The following is a 22,562-nucleotide window of genomic DNA, read 5'->3' as shown; positions in this document are numbered from 1 at the left end:
GGCCACAGCCCATATATCACTCCGCGGCGGAGTGTTCAGCGGATTGCCCAGAGAAATAGGCTGCCATTGCCCTGCGATACCCTTGGGCTGTTTCGATGATCTGCGGCCTCACAAAGGTCTCGCGCGAGCCCATCCAGAGGGCAAGGGACGCGGGCGGATGCAGGCCAGAGAGCGCCGACAGGGGGATCGCAAGGGCAAGCGAGATCGCAATGGGCACCAGCCATAGCGACACCAGCCCCGCCACAATCCCGGCGCTCAGCAGCAGACCGCACAGGGTTTCCAGCACATGGGTGAGTGCCACGGTCCTCAGGCGATAGTGACCACCATCCCTTGCCTGGGGCGCCCAGCCTCGTTGCAGCCGCAAGGCGCTGCGGAAGACCGCGATCATCTGCTGCACCATCAGGATCGGCGCATAGAGGATGGCCAGCAGGATTTCCGAGAGGAACGACAGGGTGAATTGCCCTGCGCCGCCAAAATCCGAAAGCCGCCTGCCGCTCATGCGTACCGCGACGATGGCCAGGATCTTTGGCGCCAGAAGCATGGCATAGATCACCAGGATCACCGCCACATGGCGAGGTTCCGACATGTCCGGCCAGGAGGGGCGCAGCGGATTGGCCGGGCTGAAATACTCAAGCGCCGAGGTCTCCTTGCCCTTGCCGATCAGGGCCCAGATCACCAGCAGTGCAAACCAGATCGGCGCCATCAGATAGCCGATGGCCCCATGCAGCAGATGAAAGCGCGACACCGCCTTGAACCCCCGGGCCGCCAGCAGGTTCAGGTGCTGCAGGTTGCCCTGGCACCAGCGCCGATCCCGCAGGATATGGTCGATCAGAGTTTGTGGCGTCTCCTCGTAGGAGCCTTCGATCCAGGGCATGAACTGCACGCTCCATCCGGCCCGGCGCATCAGGCCGGCCTCAACGAAATCATGGCTCATGATCTGGGTGGCACCGCCGACCAGGCGCCGCAGCGGCGGCAGGCCGGCACAGGCGGCAAAGGCGCGGGTGCGCAGGATCGCGTTGTGTCCCCAGTAGTTGCCGTCGCTGCCGACCCATGCCGCCAGCCCTTCGGCCATGGCGAGACCATAGACCCCATTGGCAAATTGCTGCATGCGACCAAAGACGGATCTGGCTTCGATCAGTTGCGGAAAGCTCTGGATCAGCCCGGCGCCGGGGTCGCGCGCCAGGGCATCGGCCAGCTCGGCAATGGCGCGCCCGGTCATCAGGCTGTCGGCATCCAGCACCAGCATGGCCTCGTATCCCGCGCCCCAGCGCCGCACCCAATCGGCAATGTTGCCCGCCTTCCGACCCGTGTTCTGCGCCCGACGCCGATAATAGAGCCGGATGCCGGGGGGCAGGGTGGTTTGCAGGACTTCCACATGATGTTGCTCCAGCGCGCCGATCCGATCGTCGCGCGTGTCGGAGAGGATGAACATCGCATAGTCGTGCTGGCCGCCCCAGGCGTATAGATCGTCCAGCATGGTGCGGGCATTGGCGCAGACGCTGGCGGGGTCTTCGTTGTGGACGGGCACCAATAGCGCAACCTTCATCGCCTCTGCCGTATCCGGACCGCTGACGTGCTGCCCAAGCTGACGGCGCCACAGGCGGAAAAGCCCCAGCAACACGGTCGAGACCGAAAAGGAGATCCAGAAGAAGTTGAAGGCAATCAGGACCAGCAGCAGCACTTCCAGGCCCATGAAACCGTCCTTGGCGAACCAGCCCTGCATGACAAGGCTCAAGCCTGCGGTCGCGATCATCGCAGGCGAAAAGGCGATCAGCCGCCAGAGCGCCACCTGCCGCTGCGGTTTTGCCTGCGGTGCGGTGTGGTCTCGAAAGGCGGTGGCAAAATCCTGGTCGGGCATCTCCAGCGGTTGCTCGGGGGGGATCAGGGTATCGCCCGCGTTCGGGCGCGCAAGCAGGGCGATATCCTTCATGCGGTCCACCTGTATAGCCAGACCTCGGAGGCGGGCGCGCCATCGCGGCGCAACTGGGCGCGCAGTTCCACATGATCGCGCGATCCGGGATCAAAACTGAAGGCAAGGCGCAGACCGCCGGTGGCCGGGTTGCGCTGCAGGACACCCTGGCTCAGCTCCACATGCGCGGACGTGAGCGTGACGTCCAGCGCATCGGGGTCGCCCGCAAGCATTGGGTGGTCCTCAAAATCCACGGTCATGATGCGCCCCGGCGTGCCAAAGATTCTGGCACCCGATGCGCTATCGATCACACGGGGCAGGGGAAGGTCGGGGCCGGTGCCCCAGGTCAGACGATAGTCGAGCCGCAGCTCGGAGCCCGCCGGGTAGGGCGTCTGGGGGCGCCAATAGGCGACGATATTGTCGTAGATTTCCTTGTCGGCGGGGATTTCGACCAGGGTGACGGCGCCCTTGCCCCAATCGCCCTTCGGTTCCACCCACAGGCTGGGCCGGTTTTCGTAATGCGCTTCCAGATCGGCGAAATCCGCAAGATCTCGGCTGCGCTGCATCAGGCCGAACCCGCGCGGGTTCTCATCCACGAATGAGGAGACCTGGAGCCGGGTCGGGTTGGCGAGAGGCCGCCACAGGGTCTCGCCCTGACCGTTCTGGATCAAGAGGCCGTCGCTGTCGTGCACGGCGGGGCGGAAATCGTCGAACCGGCTGCGGTTGGTGCGATTAAACAGGAACATCGAGGTGAGCGGCGCAAGGCCCACATGGGACAGCTCCTTGCGCGCAAAGAGCCGCGCCTCCACCTCCATCACGCAGGGGCTGCCGGGCTGGATGGTGAAGCGATAGGCGCCGGTGACGGAGGGGGAGTCCATCAGCGCATGGACCACCATCTCCCGCTGGCCCGGTGCCGGGGCCTCCAGCCAGAATTCGGTGAACTCGGGGAATTCCTCGCCCTCGGGATCGGCGGTATTCAGCGCCAGGCCGCGCGCCGACAGGCCATAGGTTTGCCCGATACCGATGGCACGGAAATAGCTGGCGCCCTGAAAGACGCAGAATTCGTTCTTCTTGCCCGGCTCGCTCAGTTCGGTGCGCAGGCGGAACCCGGAATATCCCAGCGCGCCTTCTGTGCTCAGCTCGGGGGCCTTGTCGGTCTTGTCAAACAGCGACAGGTCAAAGGCAATCGGCTGCGACAGCCCCTGCGCCACACTGTGCATCTGCACCGCATGCGGGAAGTAGAGACCGGGGAGGAAGAAATCCACGTTGTAGCTGCGAGCGGTTGTGCTCCACAGGGCGTCCCGACTGCGGAACCAGCGGGTCTGATAGTCCTCATAGGTCAGATCCAGCCAATCCTGCGGCACCTTGGGGCGCTGCCGGTAACGCATCTGCGCCAGCAGGCGCGCGCGCTCGACCACGTGATCGGGGTGGAACGGGACGGCGCCCCCCATGGCAAGGCCAGGACCGGCCAGGGCGCTGAGCGCCAGGGCGGAGACGCCGCCCAGCACGCTGCGACGGGACAGCAAGGGCAGAGCGGGCAGGGTCATTGCTTTCCTCTCCAGGGGTGGGATTTGAACCAGGCGGCGCCATAGGCGCAGGTGATGATCAGGGCAAAGCCCGCGACATTTGCGGCGGCGGTGATCAGGATGCCGCGATCCGTCTGATCCAAGGCAAAGCCGATGAGTCGGGCCAGCGCCATGGAGAAGACAAAGACCGCGAGGGATTGCTGGCCCACCTTGGTGATGATCCTCAGCGCCCGTGCCCAGAGGCGTGCCGCCGCAGAGTGACCCGTGGCAATCAGGCGCCGACCGCCGGTGCCCGCGATGGCCCAGCCCAGATAGGCAAGCGCCAGGAAATGGGCATAGCGCAACAGGCCGAAATCGGTTTTCTCTCGCCACTCTTCCGTGATCTGCCAGCTGGGGCGGATGAGATCGGCCAGATCCCTGTTCCAGGCCTCCAGCCACAGGAAGACCTTCCACGACCCGAAGGGGGCTGACAGGATCACGAAGGCGGCAGAGAGCAGGATCAGGATGCGCGACAGGGGGGGGACGGGCAGCCAGCCCTTCATGAAGGCAAAACCGGTGAAGAACAGCAATTGCCAGCCAAAGGGGTTGAAGAACCATTCCCGCGTAGACCAGGGCTCTGCGGGCAGCGACAGCCCATCGGGGCCAAGCCCGATCATATAGGGGTTGGCGACCAGCCAGATCGCGGCGCTGGTCGCGGCAATGGCCCACAGCCCCAGGCGCTCCAGCCCCATCATCAGGGGCATCAGCGCCAGAACCACCAGATACATCGGCAGGATGTCAAAGTAGTTGGGCACATAGGTCAATGTGAACAGCCCCAGCAGCTGCGGCATGGGATCGTCGAAGAAGGGCATGAGGTTCAGGGACGCCGCGTAGCTCGTATCAAAGGCGCCGCTCAGATCCAGCGCCGCCATGGTCATGGCGACGAAGAAGAACAACCCGATATGGGCCCAGAAGACCTGCCAGCAGCGAAACACCACCCGCGCCGTGCCCAAGAGCCAGCCGCGCCGAGCGAAGGATCCGCCAAAGGCGATCGCCGAGGCCATGCCCGAGCAGAAGACAAAGATCTCGGTTGCATCCGAGAACCCGAAGCGGGCCGGGATCCAGCCGGTCCAGCGATTGTCGGGGATATGGGCCACCAGGATGATGAACATGGCAATGCCGCGGTAGAAATCGAGCCGCGGATCGCGCAGTCGCCCCGGCGCTGCAGCAGCGGATGCGGGCGGGTGCAGGCTATTGGCGACCCGGGTTTCGGGCGGGCTCTGAGATGTGTCTGCGGGATCGGGAAACTTGGAAATACGCGCCATCTGAAAAAGGCTCATTCTAAAGGTCAATCAAGATACGGACAGGGCTGCGTCATTCGGCGGGCAGGCTTTGCGCGCCAGAGCCGTCGAGCGCTGCGGAAATCAGGCTGCGGCGGGCCAGTGCGTAGGTGTCCTCGGCGCCGCCGCGCTGGGCGCGACGGGCATCCAGGATTGCGGTGACCTCCGTCAGGCGACCGGCCCGGATCCCGGCATCGATGGTCATGCGTTCAAAGACATCGCGCTGGGCGTGGCTGCCTCCGGCCAGCTGCATCGTGCCCCGTGCCTGCGCCAGGTGATCGAAGGCGAGGCCATAGTTGCCCTCGCCAAAGGCCTCCAGCCCGCTGGCGGCGGCCCGGCCCGGATCGGCCATGCGCTGCATCGCCTCGTTTCGGCCTGCGGTCGCGGCATCGGCATGAATGCGCTGCACCATGCGGCGGGTGTCACCCGCGCGGCCGCGTCCGGCCAGTGCCAAGAGGTAATGCAGATCGGCAAAGATCAGGCTGCCGTCCTCGGTGCGGGCGGCGCAAAGCTCCGACAGCTCCTCCCAACGGGTGCCCACCGCGATCCCTTCCAGCTCCAGCCGCATCAACAGCGACGTGGCATTGGAGATATCGCGGTAGTCGTCGGTCCTGTCCTTGCGGATCTCGCGGTCGTAGAGATCCAGAACCAGCTCGGTCTGGCCCAGGTCCAGATGCATCAGCGCCTTGTGCCACCAGACGTGGTAGCGGAAGTTGTTGCAATGGCTCCAGGCGTCTTCGCGGCCGGTCAGCCAGTCGAGGCCCGCCCTGGCATTGCCGGTCATGTCATGAACATGGGCCACCGCATGCAGTCCCCAGGCATCGTCCGGCGCCATCCAGAGCGCCTGCCGCCCAGCGGTCTCTGCCTTGGTGAAGTCGCCGGTTTCCTCCAGCGCGAAGGCATGACAGCCCAAGAGGTAGCCGCGTCCGGGATGATCCGGGGCATAGGCAGACAAAACCCGCTCCACCGAGCGGCGCATGCCTTGGTTGTCTCCCAGCACAAAGCGGATCGCCTGGCTCATCTTCATCGCCAGACTGTCGGCGGGATGCGCGCGCAGGATCTGTTCGAGCAGCTGAACCGCCTGGCTAGGGCGCCCCGCAAGCCACAGTTTCAAAGCATCGGCATATAGTCTTTCCCGGGGCAGGGCGCTTTCATAGCCGATCTGCGCCGCCTTCATCGCCTCCATGGCGCCATCGCGCATTTCCGAGCGGCCCAGCAGCATCAGGAACAGCCCCTTGGCGGATTGTGCAAGGGTGAAGCCCGGTTCAGCCTCCAGCAGTTTGCCCAGGTGCACCGGCGCATCGGCGCCATGGGCCAGAACCCCGAGTTGCACCTTGTTCCACAGATCGAGACTGGCCGGATCGCTCAGGCTGGTTTCCTGTCCAAAGATATCGTCCGTCATGTTGTTCCATCCTCGCCGCCGGTGTTTTGCTGTTGAAGCAAGGGTAGAACAGGGCAATTTCCCAAGCGACTGGCGCTCGCGCTTTGGTGATGGCGCGTGTGTGGGGTGGGGGAAATGACGCTGAAACAGGCTGCAAAAGCAGGCGTATTCCTGCCATTTGCGGCGACACGAAACAAAACACCCGCCAAAAAGGCGGGCGTTTGCCGGTTTTTGTAACATTCGGCGGGCCTTTGCCCGGCGGGATGCTTCTCAAGAGGCCGAAAACGGGTCTTCGGCGCCGAGAATCCCGTCGCCGTCAGCACCGCAACCGGGCGGGGCATGGCGGTAGGTCACCGGTGTGCGGGAGAAGTTCAGCGGGTTGCCCAGCAGTTTGACGGGGATATCTCCGGCCTGCATGTCAATCGCCATGCCGCGGGCGGCGACCTGATCCGAGGCAAAGACCCGGTCCAGCGTCTGCACCGGCCCTGCGGTGACCTTGCGCGCCTCCATGGCGGCGATCACCTCGTCCATGGTGAAGCGTTTGAGCGCCGGGATCATGATGTCATTCAGCGCCGCGCGATGTTCCAGCCGTGCCGGATTGCTGGCAAAGCGCGGATCCTCGGCCAGGCCTTCGAGGCCCAGAAACTCCATCACCCTCCGGAACTGCGCATCATTGCCGATTGCCAGGATCACATGGGAGTCTGAAGTCTCATACACCCCGTAAGGCATGATCGAGGGGTGTTCGTTGCCGCGCCGGGAGGGCAGGTTGCCGGTGTTGAGATAGGCAACGCCCTCGTTGATCAGCCAGGCAATGGTGCTGTCCACCAGGGCCAGGTCGATCTGCTGGCCCTCGCCGGTTTTTTCCTGATGGCGCAGGGCGGCAAGGATGCCGATACAGGCATACATGCCGCACATCACATCGGCGATGCCGGTGCCGACCTTCACAGGCTGCCCTTCGGGGTCACCAGTCAGCGACATGATGCCCGCAAACCCCTGTGCCACCAGATCATAGCCGGGACGGTGGCTGTTGGGGCCGGTCTGCCCGTAGCCCGAGATCGAGCAATAGACCAGCCGGGGGAAGTCATCCTTGAGGCTGGCGTAGTCCAGACCGTATTTCGCAAGGCCTCCGGGTTTGAAGTTCTCGATCAGGATATCGGCCTTGGCCGCCAGCCTGCGGATCTCGGCCTGACCTTCCGGGGTGGTGATGTCGATGGCCACCGAACGCTTGTTGCGGTTGGCGGCCATGTAATAGGCCGACAGATCCGTGGGATTGCCGTCCTCGTCCATCGCGTAGGGCGGCCCCCATTGGCGGGTATCATCGCCGCCGGATTTGGGGTTTTCCACCTTGATCACGGTGGCGCCCAGATCGCCCAACATCTGGGTGCAGGTGGGACCCGCCAGAATGCGCGACAGGTCCAGAACCTTGACGCCCTTGAGGGCGCCGTGCGGCAGCAAGTCAGATGCGTCCATCATATCCTCCCGGTTCGATTTCGGCAGAGATGACAGTGAAACGGTCCGAAGCCAAGGCTTGGCGCAGGGCTTGGCGCAGTTCCGTTCGGTCACGAACCGTCACGCCGTTGCCCCCAAAGGCGCGGCCCATGGCGGCAAAATCGTGGCGGGCGAAATCGACACCTCGGTTTGGCAATTGGCGCTGGCGCTGTTTGAGCTCGATCAGGGCCAGGCTGGCATCGGCAAAGACGACGAAGATCGGCGCGAGGCCCAGCTCGGCTGCGGTGGCAAGCTCTCCGGTCACCATCAGGAAGCCCGCATCGCCGGAAAAGCTGACCACGGGGCGGTCCGGCTGGACCAGCTTGCGCCCGATCGCCATCGGCACGGCGCAGCCCATGGTGCAGAGACCCGAGGACTGGATCAGTCCGCGCGGCTCTGTGCACTGCCACATCTGGCTCAGCAGGATGCGATGGGCGCCGCTGTCTGCGGTGGCAAGGGTGTTTTCCGGCAGGGTTGCCCGACATTCGGCGATGACAGCCGAAGGTCCCCAAGTATCGTCTTGCGGGAAGGCCGTGGCAAGTCCTGCCCGTGTTGCTTCGATCTCGCCGCCGGTCCAGGTGTCGGCTGCGGCGCCCGCTGGTGTCAGCGCGGTCAACATGGGGGTAAGCGGCGCCACGATGCTGAGGCTGGCGTGATGCATGTAATGGGTGTTGGCCTCGGCGGCGACTTCGATCACCCTTTGCCGGTTTGGGTCCCAGGCGTTGCGCCAGCCGGGGCGCATCTCGATGGGATCATAGCCAAGCGGCAGGATCAGATCCGCCTGTTCGACCAAGGGCAAGAGGTGACGGTCCGCAAGCGGCGACAGCCCGGCGCCACCCAGGCACAGGGGGTGATCTTCCGGCAGGATGCCCTTGGCCTTGTAGGTGGTGACAAAGGGGATCTGGTATGCCTCCAGGAAAGCGCTGAGGGCAGGGCCTGCCTGCTCGGCCGCCGCATCCAGGCCGATGATCGCCAGGGGGCGTTTTGCCTCGCTCAGCCAGGATTGCGCCTGCGCCAGTGTTGCGTCCTCTGGCACCGTGGGGGCTGCAGGCGCGCGGCGGGTGTTGCGATCCCTGGCGGGCGCATCCGCGACCGAGATCGGCACGTCGATATGCACCGGTCCGGAGCGCGGCTCTGTCGCGATGGAAACGGCCTTGTCGGCGATGATATCGGCAGCCTCGGCGTTTAGCCGGAAGGTGGCCTTGGTGATCGGGGCAAAGACCGCGCGGTGATCCAGCACCTGATGGGTATAGGTCTGCTCTTCGGCAGCATCGACGCAGCCGGTCAGCACCAGCATCGGCACCCGGTCCTGATGGGCATTGGCCACCACGTTGACGCCATTGAGGGCACCGGGGCCAAGCGTCGCCACCAGGATCACCGGCGCGCCATCGCCGTGATGCACCCCTTCGCCCATGAAGCCGGCTGCGTTTTCATGCTTGGCGAGATGAAAGGTGATGCCCGCGGCCTCCAGCGCATCCACCAGGGTCAGCACCTCGCCGCCGGGCATGCCAAAGGCGTGGCGGCACCCGGCCTCATACAGCCGACGGGCCAGAACATCGGCTGCGCGAATATCTTGTGTCATGACAATCCGTTCCTCACTGATCCACGCCAGATTGCCCGTCCCACCGTCGGGTGCAAGGACCCTCACGGCTCTGTGACCCTAGTTCACCGCCTCCCGCGCGATCTTTGCGAAACGCCTGTCCAACTCCTCGGCAAGGGCCGATAGCCTGTCTCCGCCTTCATCGCGGTAGGGAGCAAAGACATGACTTGGGCGTTTGTAGGAGAGCTGCGCCGTGCCATCGGGGGATTCGGTGACATAAAGACGGATCGGGGCTTCGATCATGGCGGCGGTGGACGTGGCAAGGATCTTCACCGCAAAGTGGTTGTTGAAGACGCCGATCACCCGGTTGCCCGGAATGGTGATGCCACGGGCGGCTGCGGCGGCGGTGGGGCCTGCCTGGGTGACCACGGCCATCCCATTGGCGCGCACCGCCGCCAGCGTATCTTGCACGAGTTGCTGGTAGGATTTCTGTGTTGCATGCACCTCCCAGCCGGGACGGGGGGAGATATCACCGGCGAGGGCTACAGAGGTCGCGAGGATGACGGAGAGGAGAACCGCCGACAGGCGCGCGTGAAGGGACATTGAAGGCTCCGTGAGTTGCATGTCTCGACAAGACTACATCGCCTCTTGATCACATGGTCTTACAACTGGGTGTCATACACCTTTCGGTTGGGCGGCGGTGCGCAGAACAAAGAACGCGCCCCGGATCGGGGCGCGTTCGCGTGGGTTCGGGCTGAAGCCGCCGTCAGACGGCGATCTTGCCGCCGCCCTTCTTGGTGACCACCACGACCGAGGGGCGCGGGGGCATCTTGGGGTCGAAATCGGGCCAGCGGGTGGCCGGATCTTCAAAGGTCGAGGCGCGCTCGAACCCTTTCAGCGACTTGGTGCCATCGGTGCCGGGGTGCTGGACCGCCAGGAACAGGGTCTCGCCATTGTCGGTGAAATAGGGGCCACAGAGTTCCCCGCCGACGGGGCAGCGGAAGAACAGCTTGGAGGTGCCGCGCAACCCGCCTTCGGTTTCCACACCATAAAGACCATCGGACTTGCCGGTCTTGCCCCATTTGCTGCCCTGGTCGGTGGAGACCCAGAGGCGGCCATCGGCGTCAAAGGCGCAGTTGTCCGGAGAGCCGAACCAGCCGTTTACGCTGGTTTCGGGGTTCCACTGGGCGCCGACTTCGGCCAGCTCGGGATCGCCGCATTTCACCAGGATCGACCAGCTGCCACGGGTGGCCGCGTGATCGCCGCCCTCTTCCTTCACCTCGATGATGTGGCCGAAGTTGGATTTGGCACGCGGGTTCGCCGCGTTGACCTGCTCTTCCTTCCGCTTGGAGTTGTTGGTCAGCATGATGTAGGCGGTGCCGTCTCCACGCGGCTGGGCGTCCTCGGGGCGGTCCATCGGGGTGGCGCCCAGGGCATCGGCAGCCAGGCGGGTGTCGATCAGCACGTCGGCCTGGCTGGCAAAGCCGTTCTCGGCGGTCAGCGGGCCGGTGCCGTGAACCAGCGGCATCCATTCCACGCTGCCGTCCTCGTCAAAGCGGGCCACATAGAGGATACCGTCGCTCAGCAGTTTGCTGTTGGCGGCCGCATCATCCGAGACCACACCGTTCGACACATATTTGTACTGGTAGTCAAAACGGTTGTCGTCGCCCATGTAGACCACCAGCTTGCCCGAGGAGGAGACCACGGTTTCGGCGCCTTCATGACGGAAGCGGCCAAGGGCGGTATGTTTCACCGGCTTTGCATCGGGGTTGCGCGGATCGACTTCGACCACCCAGCCGAAACGGTTCGGCTCATTGGGTTCCTTGTCGATGTTGAACCGGTCATAGAACTTGCCCCAGGCGTACCAGCGACCGGGCACGCCGTAGCGTTTCATATTCTTGGCTTCGGGCTGGCCCGAGATAACGGGCTTGCCGTCGCCGTCGACCACATCGGTCCAGAAATAGCCGTGGAAGTTTTCTTCGGCCATCAGGTAGGTGCCCCAGGGGGTCATGCCGCCGGCGCAGTTGTTGAGCGTGCCGATGACCGACAGACCCGAGGGGTCGGCATTGGTCTTCATCCGGTCATGACCGGCGGCGGGGCCGTCGATGGTCATCTCGGTGTTGAGCGGGGAAATCCGGCGGTTCATCTTGCCATCGCGCACCACGGCCCATTTGCCGTTCGCACCCTTGGCAATCTCGACCACGCTGCCGCCATGGGCGGCCATCTCGATCTCGACCAGCTCCTTGGTCATGCCTTCAAAACCAGCCTTGTCCTGGCGGCCAAGGCCGGGGAACATGACTTCCTCGTTGGTGTATTCGTGGTTCACGCAGAGCAGGCCGCGGGTGCCTTCGGCGTTCAGCGGGGTGAAGCCGACATAATCGTTGTTGTAGCCGAATTGCTGCATCTGGGCTTCGGCAGTCTGGTTCATCACGTCGAATTCCGGCGCGTCTGCGGTGATCGGATCGCCCCAGCGCAGCAGCACGTCGGCGTCATAGCCTTCGGCGATATGGTGGGTTTCGTCGTTGCCCCAGGTCAGTTCTTCAAAATTGTAGCGACCCGCGCCGTGGCCATCGGCAGCCGCTTCATTCGGAGCAATCAGTGCGGAGGTGCCGAACAGGGCGGTGGTGGCCGAAACACCCAGCATGCCCTTCAAGAGATCGCGGCGACCGTAGCGGGCATTGATCACGTCACCGATGGTGCGCTCAAGTCGCGGATTGGTGGGGATATCGTCAAAGGCCTCAAAGGCTTCGGCCTTGTTTCCGATTTCGGGGTCATTGATGATTTGCTTGCGATCCATGGCGTGCTCCAGATTGTCTTGGTGCCAACACAGTGTCAGCCCAGGGCTCTGTGGCGTGGCGCTGTAACACATGCGTGACGCAGGCCGATGTTTATTCAAACTGTTACATGGGCCCGCGGTTTCGAATGTGCGGGCCATATGGGCTTGCACGTGGTCTGGCCCGCTGTCCTGTGACAGTCGCTCCCAATGCGGCTACTCGGCGGCGCTGAACCCTTCGATCAGCTGGCGCAACCCAAGGGCCGCGCCGACAAAGATCGCAAGGAAGGTCACCGGGGCTGAAACTGCCAGGAGCGAGAAGGCGCTCAAGCCCTGGCCGACAGTGCAGCCAAGCGCGATGACCGCCCCTGCGCCCATGATCCCGGCGCCTAGGATCTGGCGGCGCAATTCGCGCGGATCCTCGCAGGCCTCCCAGCGGAAATGCCCCTTGATCAAGGAGCCGATGAAGGCCCCGGCCCAGACCCCGGCGATGGAGCCCACGGCAAAGGACAGCGGGCGCAGGCTGCCGGTCATGGTCCAGAGGATCGTCTCGCCCAGGGGGGCGGAGAAGGAATGCGACACAACCGGCAAGGCTTCGAACCCGGCGGTGTTGACCTTGCTGGTGAAGCCCCAGCCAGACACGATGGCAAGGCCGACAACCACCGACCAGAATATGGCCTTCTTGTCATCGCGCAATTCACGCCCGCACAGGGCAGCCAGAATGATCAGCACGCCGACGCTCATGCCGATGCTGTGCACCGACAGCCCGGTGAGGGCGGCGCCGTGATGGGCCAGCCCCGGCGGGATCTCGTTGGTGACCAGGACCTGTTCGAAGAAGAGGTTGCGCAGCGGGGCGAGCGGGCCGCTCAGCACCACATAGGTGGAAACGCCCATGACCAGAACGATCACGAAACTGCGCAGGTCGCCGCCGCCCAGTCGGGCGATGGCGCCATAGCCGCAATTGCCGCTAAGCGCCATGCCGTAGCCGAACATCAGCCCGCCCAGGATCGAGGCGATGGGCATCCAGCGAATGCTGAGGTAGTAGCTTTCGGTTTCGCCCAGAAGCCCCAGCGCCACAAGCGAAAAGCTGCCCAGAACGGCGACGCCGATGGCCAGGATCCACATGCGCATCCGCAGGGAGGATCCGCCGTAGAGGATGTCCTCGATGGCGCCCAGGGTGCAAAACCGACCGAGGCGCGCAGCCAGCCCCAAGAGGATGCCTCCGCCCAGCCCTGCGATGGCGGCCCAGTGGTGTTCTGTCAGCACGTCAAACATGTGGCTCCCCTCCCGGCAGCTGCAGTTTATTGACCATGCAGAAATGACCTCTGGGATGCAAGGGCCGCGCGTTCCTCAACCCCGGCAGGGGATGGGCGGCACAGGGGGATGAGACGGGGAAGTGAGACGTGGGTGCGGTAAGGTGCTGTGACAAGGGCAGGAGGGCGGCCGGGGGTGGGCAGGGTCACACGCCAAGCCGCCAAGCGCGGGCTTTGCACGGGCCCCATTGCGGCCTGAGGCTTGTGCGGCCTGAAGCCGGAGTTGTCAGGTTTGCCGTCGTCAAATTGCCGTCGTCAAGTTGGCGATCGCGCAGTTGGAGGCCAAGGGCCAGGCTTTGCCTAGGCTGTGGCGTCCTCGTTGCAGAAGAGGTCGTAGACCACCTCAAGGATGCGGCGCGGACGATCATCGGCAAGACGGTAGTAGATCGCCTTGCCATCGCGACGCGGCACCACCAGACCTTCGAGCCGCAGGCGCGACAATTGCTGGGAAACCGCCGCCTGGCGCGCCGAGAGCAGTTCTTCCAGTTCTGTCACGGATTTCTCACCGGTGACCAGGTGACAGAGGATCATCAGCCGCCCTTCGTGGCTGATGGCCTTCAGGAAATTGGAGGCCGTGGTGGCGCTGTCCACCAGTTTCTCCAGCTCGTCTTCCGCCATGTCGACCGAGAATTTCGGCAACCCCATTTCGAAATCTCCTATACGGCAGCGCCCATTGGCCTGCGCATCGTTCCTGTCACCGCCGGTGGCAAAATCGGTCCCCCGACCATATCAGCTGCCGCTCGCCAGTTCTTCATATCGTTCACCAGGCTCAAATCCCGCGTGGTCGCGCAGCAGCGCCTCCAGCAGGGGCCAGAAAAAATCCGCTCCCGGATAACCTTCAAGACGGGCCATCTCATGACCGTCGCTCACAATCAAGAAGGTCGGAGTAAAAACAACGCGACGTGCCGGGACAAGATCGTCCGGAAGATCGCGCAGATTGACCCGCCGCAGCGGCGCAAAGCGGCCTTCTGCGGTCTTGGGATAGATCGGTCCGATTTCTTCGTTCCACCGGGCACACCATTCGCAGCCGGGCTGTTCGACCATCACCAGTTCCACGGCCCGTACAGGCGTAGAGGTCAGGATCGCCGCCATCAGACCCAGGCCAAACAGCGCCACGACCCGATGGCGCAGCCGGGTGGCGCCCCTCAGCAGGGCCACAAAGAAAGCATCGAGAACCATGACAAAGCCCTATGAAGCCGTTGACGATCGAAGGGCAAACTGCTTGTCTGCCAAATACAACATAATTTGAATATGTGAATGAAACAAGCCATGGCCCTGCGTTAAGGGGCCGATAACTGCATCAAAAGGGGCGAATATGCTCGAAATATCCTACTTTGGGGCGCTATTTGCCGGGCTTTTGAGCTTTTTCACCCCCTGTATCCTGCCAATGGTGCCGTTCTACCTCTCTTACATGGGGGGGCTGTCGATGTCGGAGCTGCGCAGCGATGGCGCGATTGCGCCGGGGGCGCAGCGGCGGCTGGTGATTTCCGCCCTGTGTTTTGCCGCCGGGGTGACCACGGTCTTCATGCTCATGGGGATGGGGGCGACCGCCCTGGGGCAGTTGTTCGGGCAATATATGGATATCCTTGCCTATGGGGCGGCAGCGCTGTTGATGCTGTTCGGCCTGCATTTCCTGGGTATCCTGCGCATTCCGCTGCTCTATCGAGAGGCGCGGATGGAGAGTTCGGCCGAGCCGTCAACAATGGTTGGCGCCTATCTGATGGGGCTGGCCTTCGGGTTTGGCTGGACGCCCTGCGTCGGGCCGGCGTTGGCCTCGATTTTGATGATCGCCTCGGGCATGGGGGAGGTCTGGCGCGGCGGCCTGCTGCTGCTGGTCTATGGAATCGGCATGACCGCGCCCTTCGTTGTCGCGGCCCTGTTTGCAAAACCGTTTCTGGCCTGGGTTGCGCGCCATCGCGCTGCTTTTGCTTGGGTGGAAAAGGCGATGGGTGCTATGCTGATCCTGTTCGCCGTGCTGATCGTGACGGGGGGCGTCAGCTATATCGCCGATGCCATGATTCGCTGGATGCCGGGACTGTCCACGATCGGTTGAGCCCGCGCCTGGAGCGCATGCCGAAGAGGCTGGGCCACTGATGTTTCACTTGCATAGGGAGAGAGAAGACCATGAATCGGCTGAAGAACCTGATGACGGCGCCGTTTGCGGCACTGGCGCTTTCGCTGCTGTTCACCCTACCGGCTGCAGCGGCTGAACTGGGCGACGACGGGCTGCACAAGACGGCCTGGATGCGGGATACTTTCAAGGATCTCCGCGAGGACCTGGAAGAAGCTAATGCCGAAGGCAAGCGCCTGGTGCTGTTCTTTGAACAACGCGGCTGCATCTACTGTACGAAAATGCACGCAGAGGTATTTCCGCGCCCGGAGGTCAGCGACTATATCGCCGAGAACTATTTCGTGGTGCAGTTGAACCTGCATGGGTCCACCGAGGTGACCGATTTTGACGGCGAAACCCTGCCGGAGCGGGACATGGCGCGAAAGTGGAACGTGTTGTTCACCCCAACGATTCTTTTCCTGCCCGAAGAGGTCGCCGAGGATCAGACCGCCGTTCAGGCCGCGGTTTCGGTGATGCCGGGGGCTTTTGGTCCGGGGACCACGCTTGATATGTTCACCTGGGTCAAGGAAAAGCGGTACACGCTTGATAACGGGGAAGATTTCCAGCGCTATCATGCGCGTAGGATCCAGGAGCGCAACAATGGATCAACTGATTGATCAAACGCGCAATAAGATAAAAATTCACATTAATGAATTTGTTGTTGCGTGTCGGGGGCTCGGTAGCCTACGGTATGCAATAGCTACGCAGGCCACTTTGCCGTGGCAGCCAACGGGAGGAACCATGAAGAGACTATCTCTGACTCTGGCCATTTGTCTGGCCGGGACCATGTCACAGGCGGGCGAAGTCGCGCCTAAGGATGTGAAGTTCGACGACAGCGGCGCCATCGCCGAATCGCTGACCGGCGTTGCAGGGGATGCTGCGAACGGTGCGATGATCGTCGGGAGCAAGAAAAAAGGTAACTGCGTGGCCTGTCATGCGGTGACCGCGCTGGCAGATATCCCGTTCCACGGCGAAATCGGCCCGATGCTGGACGGCGCGGGGGAGCGCTGGAGCGAAGCCGAGCTGCGTGGTCTGGTGGCCAACGCCAAGATGACCTTCGAAGGCACCTTGATGCCTGCCTTCTACAAGGTCGACGGTTTCATCCGCCCTGGCGATGCCTACACCGGCAAGGCTGGCGCAGAGCCGCTGCCGCCGATTCTGACGGCCCAGGAAATTGAAGATGTCGTCGCGTTCCTCGCGACGCTGAAAGAAGAGTGAGACAGCGGCCCCTCTGCCGCCTGTCCAAGCGAAGTCAAAGGAGAAAAATGATGGAGTTCTCACGTCGCGAGACCTTGGCCATGGGCCTGGGCGCCGCCGTGCTGACGGCCCTGCCATTCCGCGTGAGCGCGGCGGCAGAAGACAAGATCGCCGAGTTCACTGGCGGTGCTGATCTGGCCGATACCGGTGTTGAACTGACCGCGCCCGAGATTGCCGAGAACGGCAACACCGTGCCGATTTCGGTCAACGCCCCTGGCGCAACCGCAATCCTGGTTCTGGCAACCGGCAACCCGACGCCGGGCGTTGCAACCTTCAACTTCGGCCCCGGCGCCGCCAGCCAGTCCGCTTCGACCCGGATCCGCCTGGCAGGCACCCAGGACGTTGTTGCCGTTGCGAAACTGGCGGATGGCAGCTTTGCCAAGGCCAGCGCCGCCGTGAAAGTGACCATCGGAGGCTGCGGCGGCTGATCGGCCCCCGCGCACTCTTTTCCGAACTCAAGGAGATAAGACATGGCATCCGGTGTAAAACCCCGCGTCAAAGTCCCGAAAAAAGCTGCCGCTGGCGAAGCCGTCACCATCAAGACGCTGATCAGCCACAAGATGGAAAGCGGCCAGCGCAAGGACAAGGAAGGCAACGTCATTCCGCGTTCGATCATCAACCGTTTCACCTGCGAGTTTAACGGTGCCATGGTGATCGACGTGACGATGGAACCTGCGATTTCCACCAACCCCTATGTTGAATTCGAGGCGACCGTGCCTGAAGCCGGTGATTTCAAATTCACCTGGTACGATGACGATGGCTCCGTCTACGACGAGTCCAAGTCGATCAAGATCGCCTGATCCCTTCCGGATCTCAAGGCAAGCGCCTCGTCCGCCACTCAAGGTGGGCGAGGTCGACACCCAAGGGAGGAAATGGAATGAAATATAAGGCACTTACTGCCATCGCTGTCGCGCTGAGCCTGCCGATGGCTGCCTTCGCGGATGCAGACGATGACACGCTGGTGGTCAACGAAGAGATCACTATGGTGACCAAGGCCGCCGCGCCTGCTCATGTCGCTGACGTGTTGGACGAGGTGATGTCCGGTTGGCACTTCCGCTCGGATGAGACCCAGGCGTTGCAGAAGGACGACTTCGAGAACCCGGCGATGGTCTTTGTCGATCAGGCAATCGAAGCCTGGGAGACGGTCGACGGATCCGAGGGCAAGTCCTGCGCATCCTGTCATGACGACGTGGAAACCAGCATGAAGGGCGTGCGCGCCGTCTATCCCAAGTGGAACGAACAGGCGGGCGAGCTGCGCACCATGGCGATGCAGATCAACGACTGCCGTGAAAACCAGATGGGCGCCAAGAAGTGGAAGTACACCGGTGGCGACATGGCTGCGATGGAGGCTCTGATCTCGGTCCAGTCCCGTGGCATGCCGGTCAATGTGGCCATCGACGGTCCGGTCCAGGCGATCTGGGAAAAAGGCAAGGAAATGTACTATACGCGCACCGGTCAGCTGGAGCTGTCCTGTGCCAACTGTCACGAAGACAGCTATGGTATGATGATCCGCGCCGACCACCTGAGCCAGGGCCAGATCAACGGCTTCCCCACCTATCGTCTGAAGAACGCCAAGCTGAACACCGTGCATGCGCGTTTCAAGGGCTGTGTGCGTGATACCCGCGCCGAAACCTACAAGCCGGGTTCGGACGATTTCATCGCGCTGGAACTCTATGTCGCCTCGCGCGGCAACGGTCTGTCGGTCGAAGGACCGTCCGTCCGCAACTAAACCCGAAAGTACCCCGTGTCATCTGATGGCACGGGGTATTTCACTCCCTTAACATTCATACATGCGAATATGTTGCATGTTTAAACAGGATATCAGAGTAACATGATCTCGCGCCGTGATTTTCTGCAGGTTTCGATGGCCGCCTCTGCCCTGGTCGGGGCATCCGGTTTTGGCAATTGGGGGCGTCTTGCGGCGCAGCAAAGCCTGACCCAGGATCAATTGCTGGAGTTCGACACCTTCGGCAATATCAGCATCATCCATGTCACCGACATTCATGCGCAGCTGAAGCCGATCTATTTCCGCGAACCTTCGATCAACCTCGGGGTGGGCGCGAACAAGGGTCACGTGCCGCATATCACCGGTGCCGACTTCCGCAAGGCCTATGGCATTGCCGATGGCAGCCCCTCCGCTTACGCGCTCACCTATGACGATTTTTCCTCCCTCGCCAAAGGCTACGGGCGCGTAGGCGGTCTGGACCGCATGTCGACAGTGATCAACGCCATCCGCGCTGACCGGCCCGATGCGCTGCTGCTGGATGGCGGCGATACCTGGCACGGCTCCATGACCTGCTACAAGACCGAAGGTCAGGACATGGTCAATGTCATGAACGCTCTGAAACCCGATGCGATGACCTTCCACTGGGAGTTCACCCTGGGCTCCGACCGGGTGAACGAGATCGTCGAGGGCCTGCCCTTTGCCGCGCTGGGTCAGAACATCTTTGACGCGGAATGGGATGAACCGGCCGAACTGTTCAAACCCTACAAGTTCTTTGAACGCGGCGGTGCCAAGGTGGCGGTCATCGGTCAGGCCTTCCCCTATATGCCGATCGCCAACCCCGGCTGGATGTTCCCCGAATACTCCTTTGGCATCCGGGACGAGAACATGCAGGCCATGGTGGACGAGGTCCGTGCCGCGGGCGCCGATGTGGTGGTCTGCCTGTCGCACAATGGTTTCGACGTGGACAAGAAGATGGCCAGCGTTGTGACCGGCATCGACGTGATCCTGTCGGGTCACACCCATGATGCGCTGCCCGAGCCGGTGCTGGTAGGCAAGACCCATATCATCGCCTCCGGATCGAACGGCAAGTTCGTCTCCCGCGTGGACCTCGATGTGCGTGACGGTCAGATGATGGGGATCAAGCACAAGCTGATTCCGATCTTCTCGGATGTGATCGCCCCCGATCCGGTCGTGTCCAAGCTGATCGACGAGCAGCGCGCGCCCTACAAGGCCGAGCTGGAAGAGGTGATCGGCCAGACCGACTCGCTGCTCTATCGTCGTGGCAACTTCAACGGCACCTGGGATGATCTGATCTGCGATGCGCTGCTCAGCGAGCGCGAAGCCGATATCGCCATGTCGCCCGGGGTGCGCTGGGGGCCGTCGCTGGTGCCGGGTGATGACATCACCCGCGAGGACATCTGGAACGTCACTTCGATGAGCTATGGCGCGGCCTACCGGACGGAAATGACCGGTGAGTTCATCAAGGTGATCCTGGAAGACGTGGCCGACAACATCTTCAACCCGGATCCCTATTACCAGCAGGGCGGTGACATGGTGCGGATCGGTGGCATGGGCTACCGCATCGACATCACCAAGCCGCAGGGCGAGCGCATCACCGAGATGACGCTGCTGAAGAACGGTGAAGCGATCGACCCGGCCAAATCCTACGTGGTCGCAGGCTGGGCCAGCGTCAACGAAGGCACCGAAGGTCCGCAGATCTGGGATGTCGTGGAAAACCACATCAAGAAGATGGGCACCGTCTCGGTGACCCCGAATAACTCGGTCAAGGTGGTCGGGGCCTAAGGGTCTCACCGTCTTCCGAGCAAACTTTGCGCCGATGAGATCCCCGATCGGATTTCGTCTTTATACGGAGGCATGAACAAGATGAGCGATAATTCAAAGGGTTTCACCCCCTCGCGCCGTCAGTTTCTGGCAGGTGCGGCAGCAGCCGGGGCCGGCAGCGCGGTTGCGGGCGCGGCCCAGGCAGCGGGCCCTGACCCGCTGATCACCGAGGTCCAGGAATGGGCCAGCGGCCTGGGCGATGGCGTGGATGCCACCCCATACGGTCTGCCGATCAGCTATGAATCGGATGTGATCCGCCGCAACGTGGAATGGCTGACCGCCGATACGATCTCTTCGATCAACTTCACCCCGATCCACGCGCTGGACGGCACCATCACGCCGCAGGGCTGCGCCTTCGAGCGTCACCACTCGGGCGCTATTGATCTGAAGAAGGAAGACTACCGCCTGATGATCAACGGGTTGGTCGATACGCCGCTGGTCTTCTCCTACGCCGATCTGGAGCGGTTCCCGCGTGAAAACCGCGTCTACTTCTGCGAATGCGCGGCGAACTCGGGCATGGAATGGGCCGGTGCCCAGCTGAACGGTGCTCAGTTCACCCACGGCATGATCCACAACATGGAGTATTCGGGCGTTTCTCTGCGCACCCTGCTGGAAGAGGCGGGCCTGGATGCGGCGGGCGATCTCAAGGACAAGTGGGTCTATGTGGAAGGCGCGGATGCGTCGTCCAACGGCCGCTCGATCCCGATGGACAAGGCGCTGGACGATGTTCTGGTCGCCTTCAAGGCCAACGGCGAAGCCCTGCGCAAGGAGCACGGCTACCCGGTGCGCCTGGTTGTTCCCGGCTGGGAAGGCAACATGTGGGTCAAATGGCTGCGCCGCATCGAGGTGATGGATGGCCCGGTCGAATCCCGCGAGGAGACCTCGAAATACACCGACACGCTGGAAGACGGCACCAGCCGCAAGTGGACTTGGGAAATGGATGCGAAATCCGTTGTCACCAGCCCCAGCCCGCAGTCGCCGATCACCCATGGTACGGGTCCGCTGGTCATCACCGGCCTGGCCTGGTCCGGTCGCGGCACCATCACCGGTGTCGATGTCTCCATCGATGGCGGCAAGACCTGGAGCGAGGCACGCCTCGGCGCCCCCGGCACCGACAAGGCGCTGACGCGCTTCTATCTCGATATCAACTGGGACGGTCAGGAAATGTTCCTGCAAAGCCGCGCCCGCGACAGTTCCGGCTATGTGCAGCCGACCAAGGCGCAGCTGCGCGAGGTGCGCGGCCTGAACTCGATCTATCACAACAATGCCATCCAAACCTGGTGGGTGAAGGCAAACGGAGAGGCGGAAAATGTCGAAGTTTCCTAATCTGATCGCAGCAACCGCAATGGCAGCCGCGCTGGCGGCACCTGCCTATGCTGAGAAATTCGGTCTGGGCCGCCCGGCGCTGCCGGAAGAAATCGCCGCCTGGGATCTGGATGTCAGCCCCGATGGCACCGGCCTGCCCGAAGGCTCGGGCGATGTGTTCACCGGCGAAGAGGTCTTTGCCGATAAATGCGCCATCTGCCACGGCGACTTTGCCGAAGGTGTCGACAACTGGCCGAAACTGGCCGGTGGCGCGGGCACGCTGGACCACGAGGATCCGCTGAAGACGGTCGGCTCCTACTGGCCGCATCTGTCCACCACCTGGGACTATGTGAACCGCTCCATGCCCTTTGGCGCGGCGCAGACGCTGAGCGCGGATGAGGTCTACGCCATTGTGGCCTATATCCTCTACTCCAACGACCTGGTGGATGACGAGTTCACCCTGTCGCACGAGAATTTCGCAGAGGTGGCGCTGCCCAACGCTGATGGCTTCATCATCGATGATCGCCTGACCTCCGAGGCGCATTTCTGGACCGATACCCCTTGCATGGAAAACTGCAAGGACACGGTCGAGATCACCATGCGCGCCGCGGTTCTAGACGTGACCCCGGATGAAACCGGCCTGGTCCCGCGTGCGGAAACCGGCGAAGCCAGCGAAGAGGCCGCCGTCCAGGAGGCATCCGCTGAAGCCGCCCCTGCCGCCGAGCCGGTGGAAGAGGTTGCAGCCCTGGATCCCGAACTGGTCGCGGCCGGTGAAAAGGTCTTCAAGAAGTGCAAATCCTGCCACCAGGTGGGCGATGGCGCCAAGAACAAGACCGGTCCGATGCTGAATGGCATCGTCGGGTCTGCTGCAGGCGCGGTCGAGGGCTTCCGCTACTCCAAGGCGATGTCCGGCGCGGGTGCTGATGGTCTGGTCTGGAGCGAAGAAGAGCTTGCCGCCTTCCTTGCCAAGCCGAAGGCCTATATGAAGAAGACCAAGATGTCCTTTGCGGGTTTGAAAAAAGACGCGGATGTCGAAGCGGTCATTGCCTATCTGAAATCCTTCGACGGATGAT

At 62.8% G+C, this 22,562-nt stretch carries 20 protein-coding genes; 9 read left to right on the top strand and 11 right to left on the bottom strand.

The features are described 5' to 3' along the window. Nucleotides 1-16: 16 nt before the first annotated feature. The 11 genes from mdoH to PXK01_RS01620 form a co-directional block, all read right to left on the bottom strand. Nucleotides 17-1,930 (bottom strand): glucans biosynthesis glucosyltransferase MdoH, encoded by a 1,914-nt coding sequence (gene mdoH / locus PXK01_RS01670; RefSeq protein WP_274858603.1) that lies wholly within the window; start codon nt 1,928-1,930, stop codon nt 17-19. Next, entirely contained in the window at nt 1,927-3,441 is a 1,515-nt protein-coding gene (locus tag PXK01_RS01665) for a glucan biosynthesis protein (protein WP_446728412.1), read from the bottom strand. Before PXK01_RS01665 ends, mdoH begins: the two co-directional genes overlap by 4 nt. A gap of 11 nt (nt 3,442-3,452) precedes the next feature. After that, a complete protein-coding gene (locus PXK01_RS01660; protein WP_446728411.1) occupies nt 3,453-4,739 on the bottom strand; it encodes an OpgC family protein in 1,287 nt (428 codons plus the stop codon). 49 nt (nt 4,740-4,788) lie between these two features. Then, on the bottom strand, nt 4,789-6,156 hold the full coding sequence (locus PXK01_RS01655) for a tetratricopeptide repeat protein (protein ID WP_274858597.1): 1,368 nt from the start codon (nt 6,154-6,156) through the stop codon (nt 4,789-4,791). Nucleotides 6,157-6,405: 249 nt separating this feature from the next. After that, a complete protein-coding gene (locus PXK01_RS01650; protein ID WP_446728409.1) occupies nt 6,406-7,605 on the bottom strand; it encodes a CaiB/BaiF CoA transferase family protein in 1,200 nt (399 codons plus the stop codon). Then, on the bottom strand, nt 7,592-9,205 hold the full coding sequence (locus tag PXK01_RS01645) for a thiamine pyrophosphate-binding protein (RefSeq protein ID WP_274858594.1): 1,614 nt from the start codon (nt 9,203-9,205) through the stop codon (nt 7,592-7,594). Before PXK01_RS01645 ends, PXK01_RS01650 begins: the two co-directional genes overlap by 14 nt. Nucleotides 9,206-9,283: 78 nt before the next feature. Further along, nucleotides 9,284-9,766 carry a DUF302 domain-containing protein gene (locus PXK01_RS01640; RefSeq protein WP_274847884.1) on the bottom strand — a complete coding sequence of 161 codons (483 nt, stop codon included), beginning with the start codon at nt 9,764-9,766 and terminating at the stop codon, nt 9,284-9,286. Nucleotides 9,767-9,929: 163 nt separating this feature from the next. After that, nucleotides 9,930-11,960: a PhoX family protein gene (locus PXK01_RS01635; protein WP_274847885.1), complete on the bottom strand. Its 2,031-nt coding sequence runs from the start codon at nt 11,958-11,960 to the stop codon at nt 9,930-9,932. 192 nt (nt 11,961-12,152) lie between these two features. Next, on the bottom strand, nt 12,153-13,211 hold the full coding sequence (locus tag PXK01_RS01630; RefSeq protein WP_274858591.1) for a YeeE/YedE family protein: 1,059 nt from the start codon (nt 13,209-13,211) through the stop codon (nt 12,153-12,155). A gap of 338 nt (nt 13,212-13,549) precedes the next feature. Continuing rightward, a complete protein-coding gene (locus tag PXK01_RS01625) occupies nt 13,550-13,894 on the bottom strand; it encodes an ArsR/SmtB family transcription factor (protein ID WP_274847887.1) in 345 nt (114 codons plus the stop codon). An 84-nt stretch (nt 13,895-13,978) separates the two neighbouring features. Continuing rightward, entirely contained in the window at nt 13,979-14,341 is a 363-nt protein-coding gene (locus tag PXK01_RS01620) for a hypothetical protein (RefSeq protein WP_274847995.1), read from the bottom strand. A 223-nt stretch (nt 14,342-14,564) separates the two neighbouring features. Between PXK01_RS01620 and PXK01_RS01615 the strand changes: the two genes are divergently transcribed. The 9 genes from PXK01_RS01615 to PXK01_RS01575 all read left to right on the top strand — a co-directional run bounded on the left by PXK01_RS01615 (nt 14,565) and on the right by PXK01_RS01575 (nt 22,561). Continuing rightward, complete coding sequence (locus PXK01_RS01615) at nt 14,565-15,302, top strand: cytochrome c biogenesis CcdA family protein (RefSeq protein WP_274847888.1); 738 nt, start codon at nt 14,565-14,567, stop codon at nt 15,300-15,302. 92 nt (nt 15,303-15,394) lie between these two features. Continuing rightward, nucleotides 15,395-15,976 carry a thioredoxin family protein gene (locus PXK01_RS01610; protein WP_274858630.1) on the top strand — a complete coding sequence of 194 codons (582 nt, stop codon included), beginning with the start codon at nt 15,395-15,397 and terminating at the stop codon, nt 15,974-15,976. A gap of 124 nt (nt 15,977-16,100) precedes the next feature. Continuing rightward, entirely contained in the window at nt 16,101-16,577 is a 477-nt protein-coding gene (gene soxX, locus PXK01_RS01605; RefSeq protein ID WP_274858629.1) for a sulfur oxidation c-type cytochrome SoxX, read from the top strand. Between the two features lie 50 nt (nt 16,578-16,627). Continuing rightward, entirely contained in the window at nt 16,628-17,044 is a 417-nt protein-coding gene (gene soxY, locus PXK01_RS01600; RefSeq protein ID WP_274858589.1) for a thiosulfate oxidation carrier protein SoxY, read from the top strand. A 42-nt stretch (nt 17,045-17,086) separates the two neighbouring features. Continuing rightward, complete coding sequence (soxZ, locus tag PXK01_RS01595; RefSeq protein WP_274847890.1) at nt 17,087-17,416, top strand: thiosulfate oxidation carrier complex protein SoxZ; 330 nt, start codon at nt 17,087-17,089, stop codon at nt 17,414-17,416. A 77-nt stretch (nt 17,417-17,493) separates the two neighbouring features. Continuing rightward, nucleotides 17,494-18,345 (top strand): sulfur oxidation c-type cytochrome SoxA, encoded by an 852-nt coding sequence (gene soxA, locus PXK01_RS01590; protein ID WP_274858587.1) that lies wholly within the window; start codon nt 17,494-17,496, stop codon nt 18,343-18,345. A gap of 102 nt (nt 18,346-18,447) precedes the next feature. Continuing rightward, a complete protein-coding gene (gene soxB / locus PXK01_RS01585; RefSeq protein ID WP_274847892.1) occupies nt 18,448-20,145 on the top strand; it encodes a thiosulfohydrolase SoxB in 1,698 nt (565 codons plus the stop codon). Between the two features lie 81 nt (nt 20,146-20,226). After that, nucleotides 20,227-21,510, top strand: coding sequence for a sulfite dehydrogenase (gene soxC, locus PXK01_RS01580; RefSeq protein ID WP_274858586.1), 1,284 nt, complete (start codon nt 20,227-20,229; stop codon nt 21,508-21,510). Further along, complete coding sequence (locus PXK01_RS01575) at nt 21,494-22,561, top strand: c-type cytochrome (RefSeq protein WP_274847894.1); 1,068 nt, start codon at nt 21,494-21,496, stop codon at nt 22,559-22,561. Before soxC ends, PXK01_RS01575 begins: the two co-directional genes overlap by 17 nt. Nucleotide 22,562: the final 1 nt, after the last annotated feature.

It is taken from the genome of Phaeobacter sp. PT47_59 (assembly GCF_028890025.1).
GTDB lineage: Bacteria > Pseudomonadota > Alphaproteobacteria > Rhodobacterales > Rhodobacteraceae > Phycobacter.
This window is presented reverse-complemented; position numbering and strand designations above follow the sequence as displayed.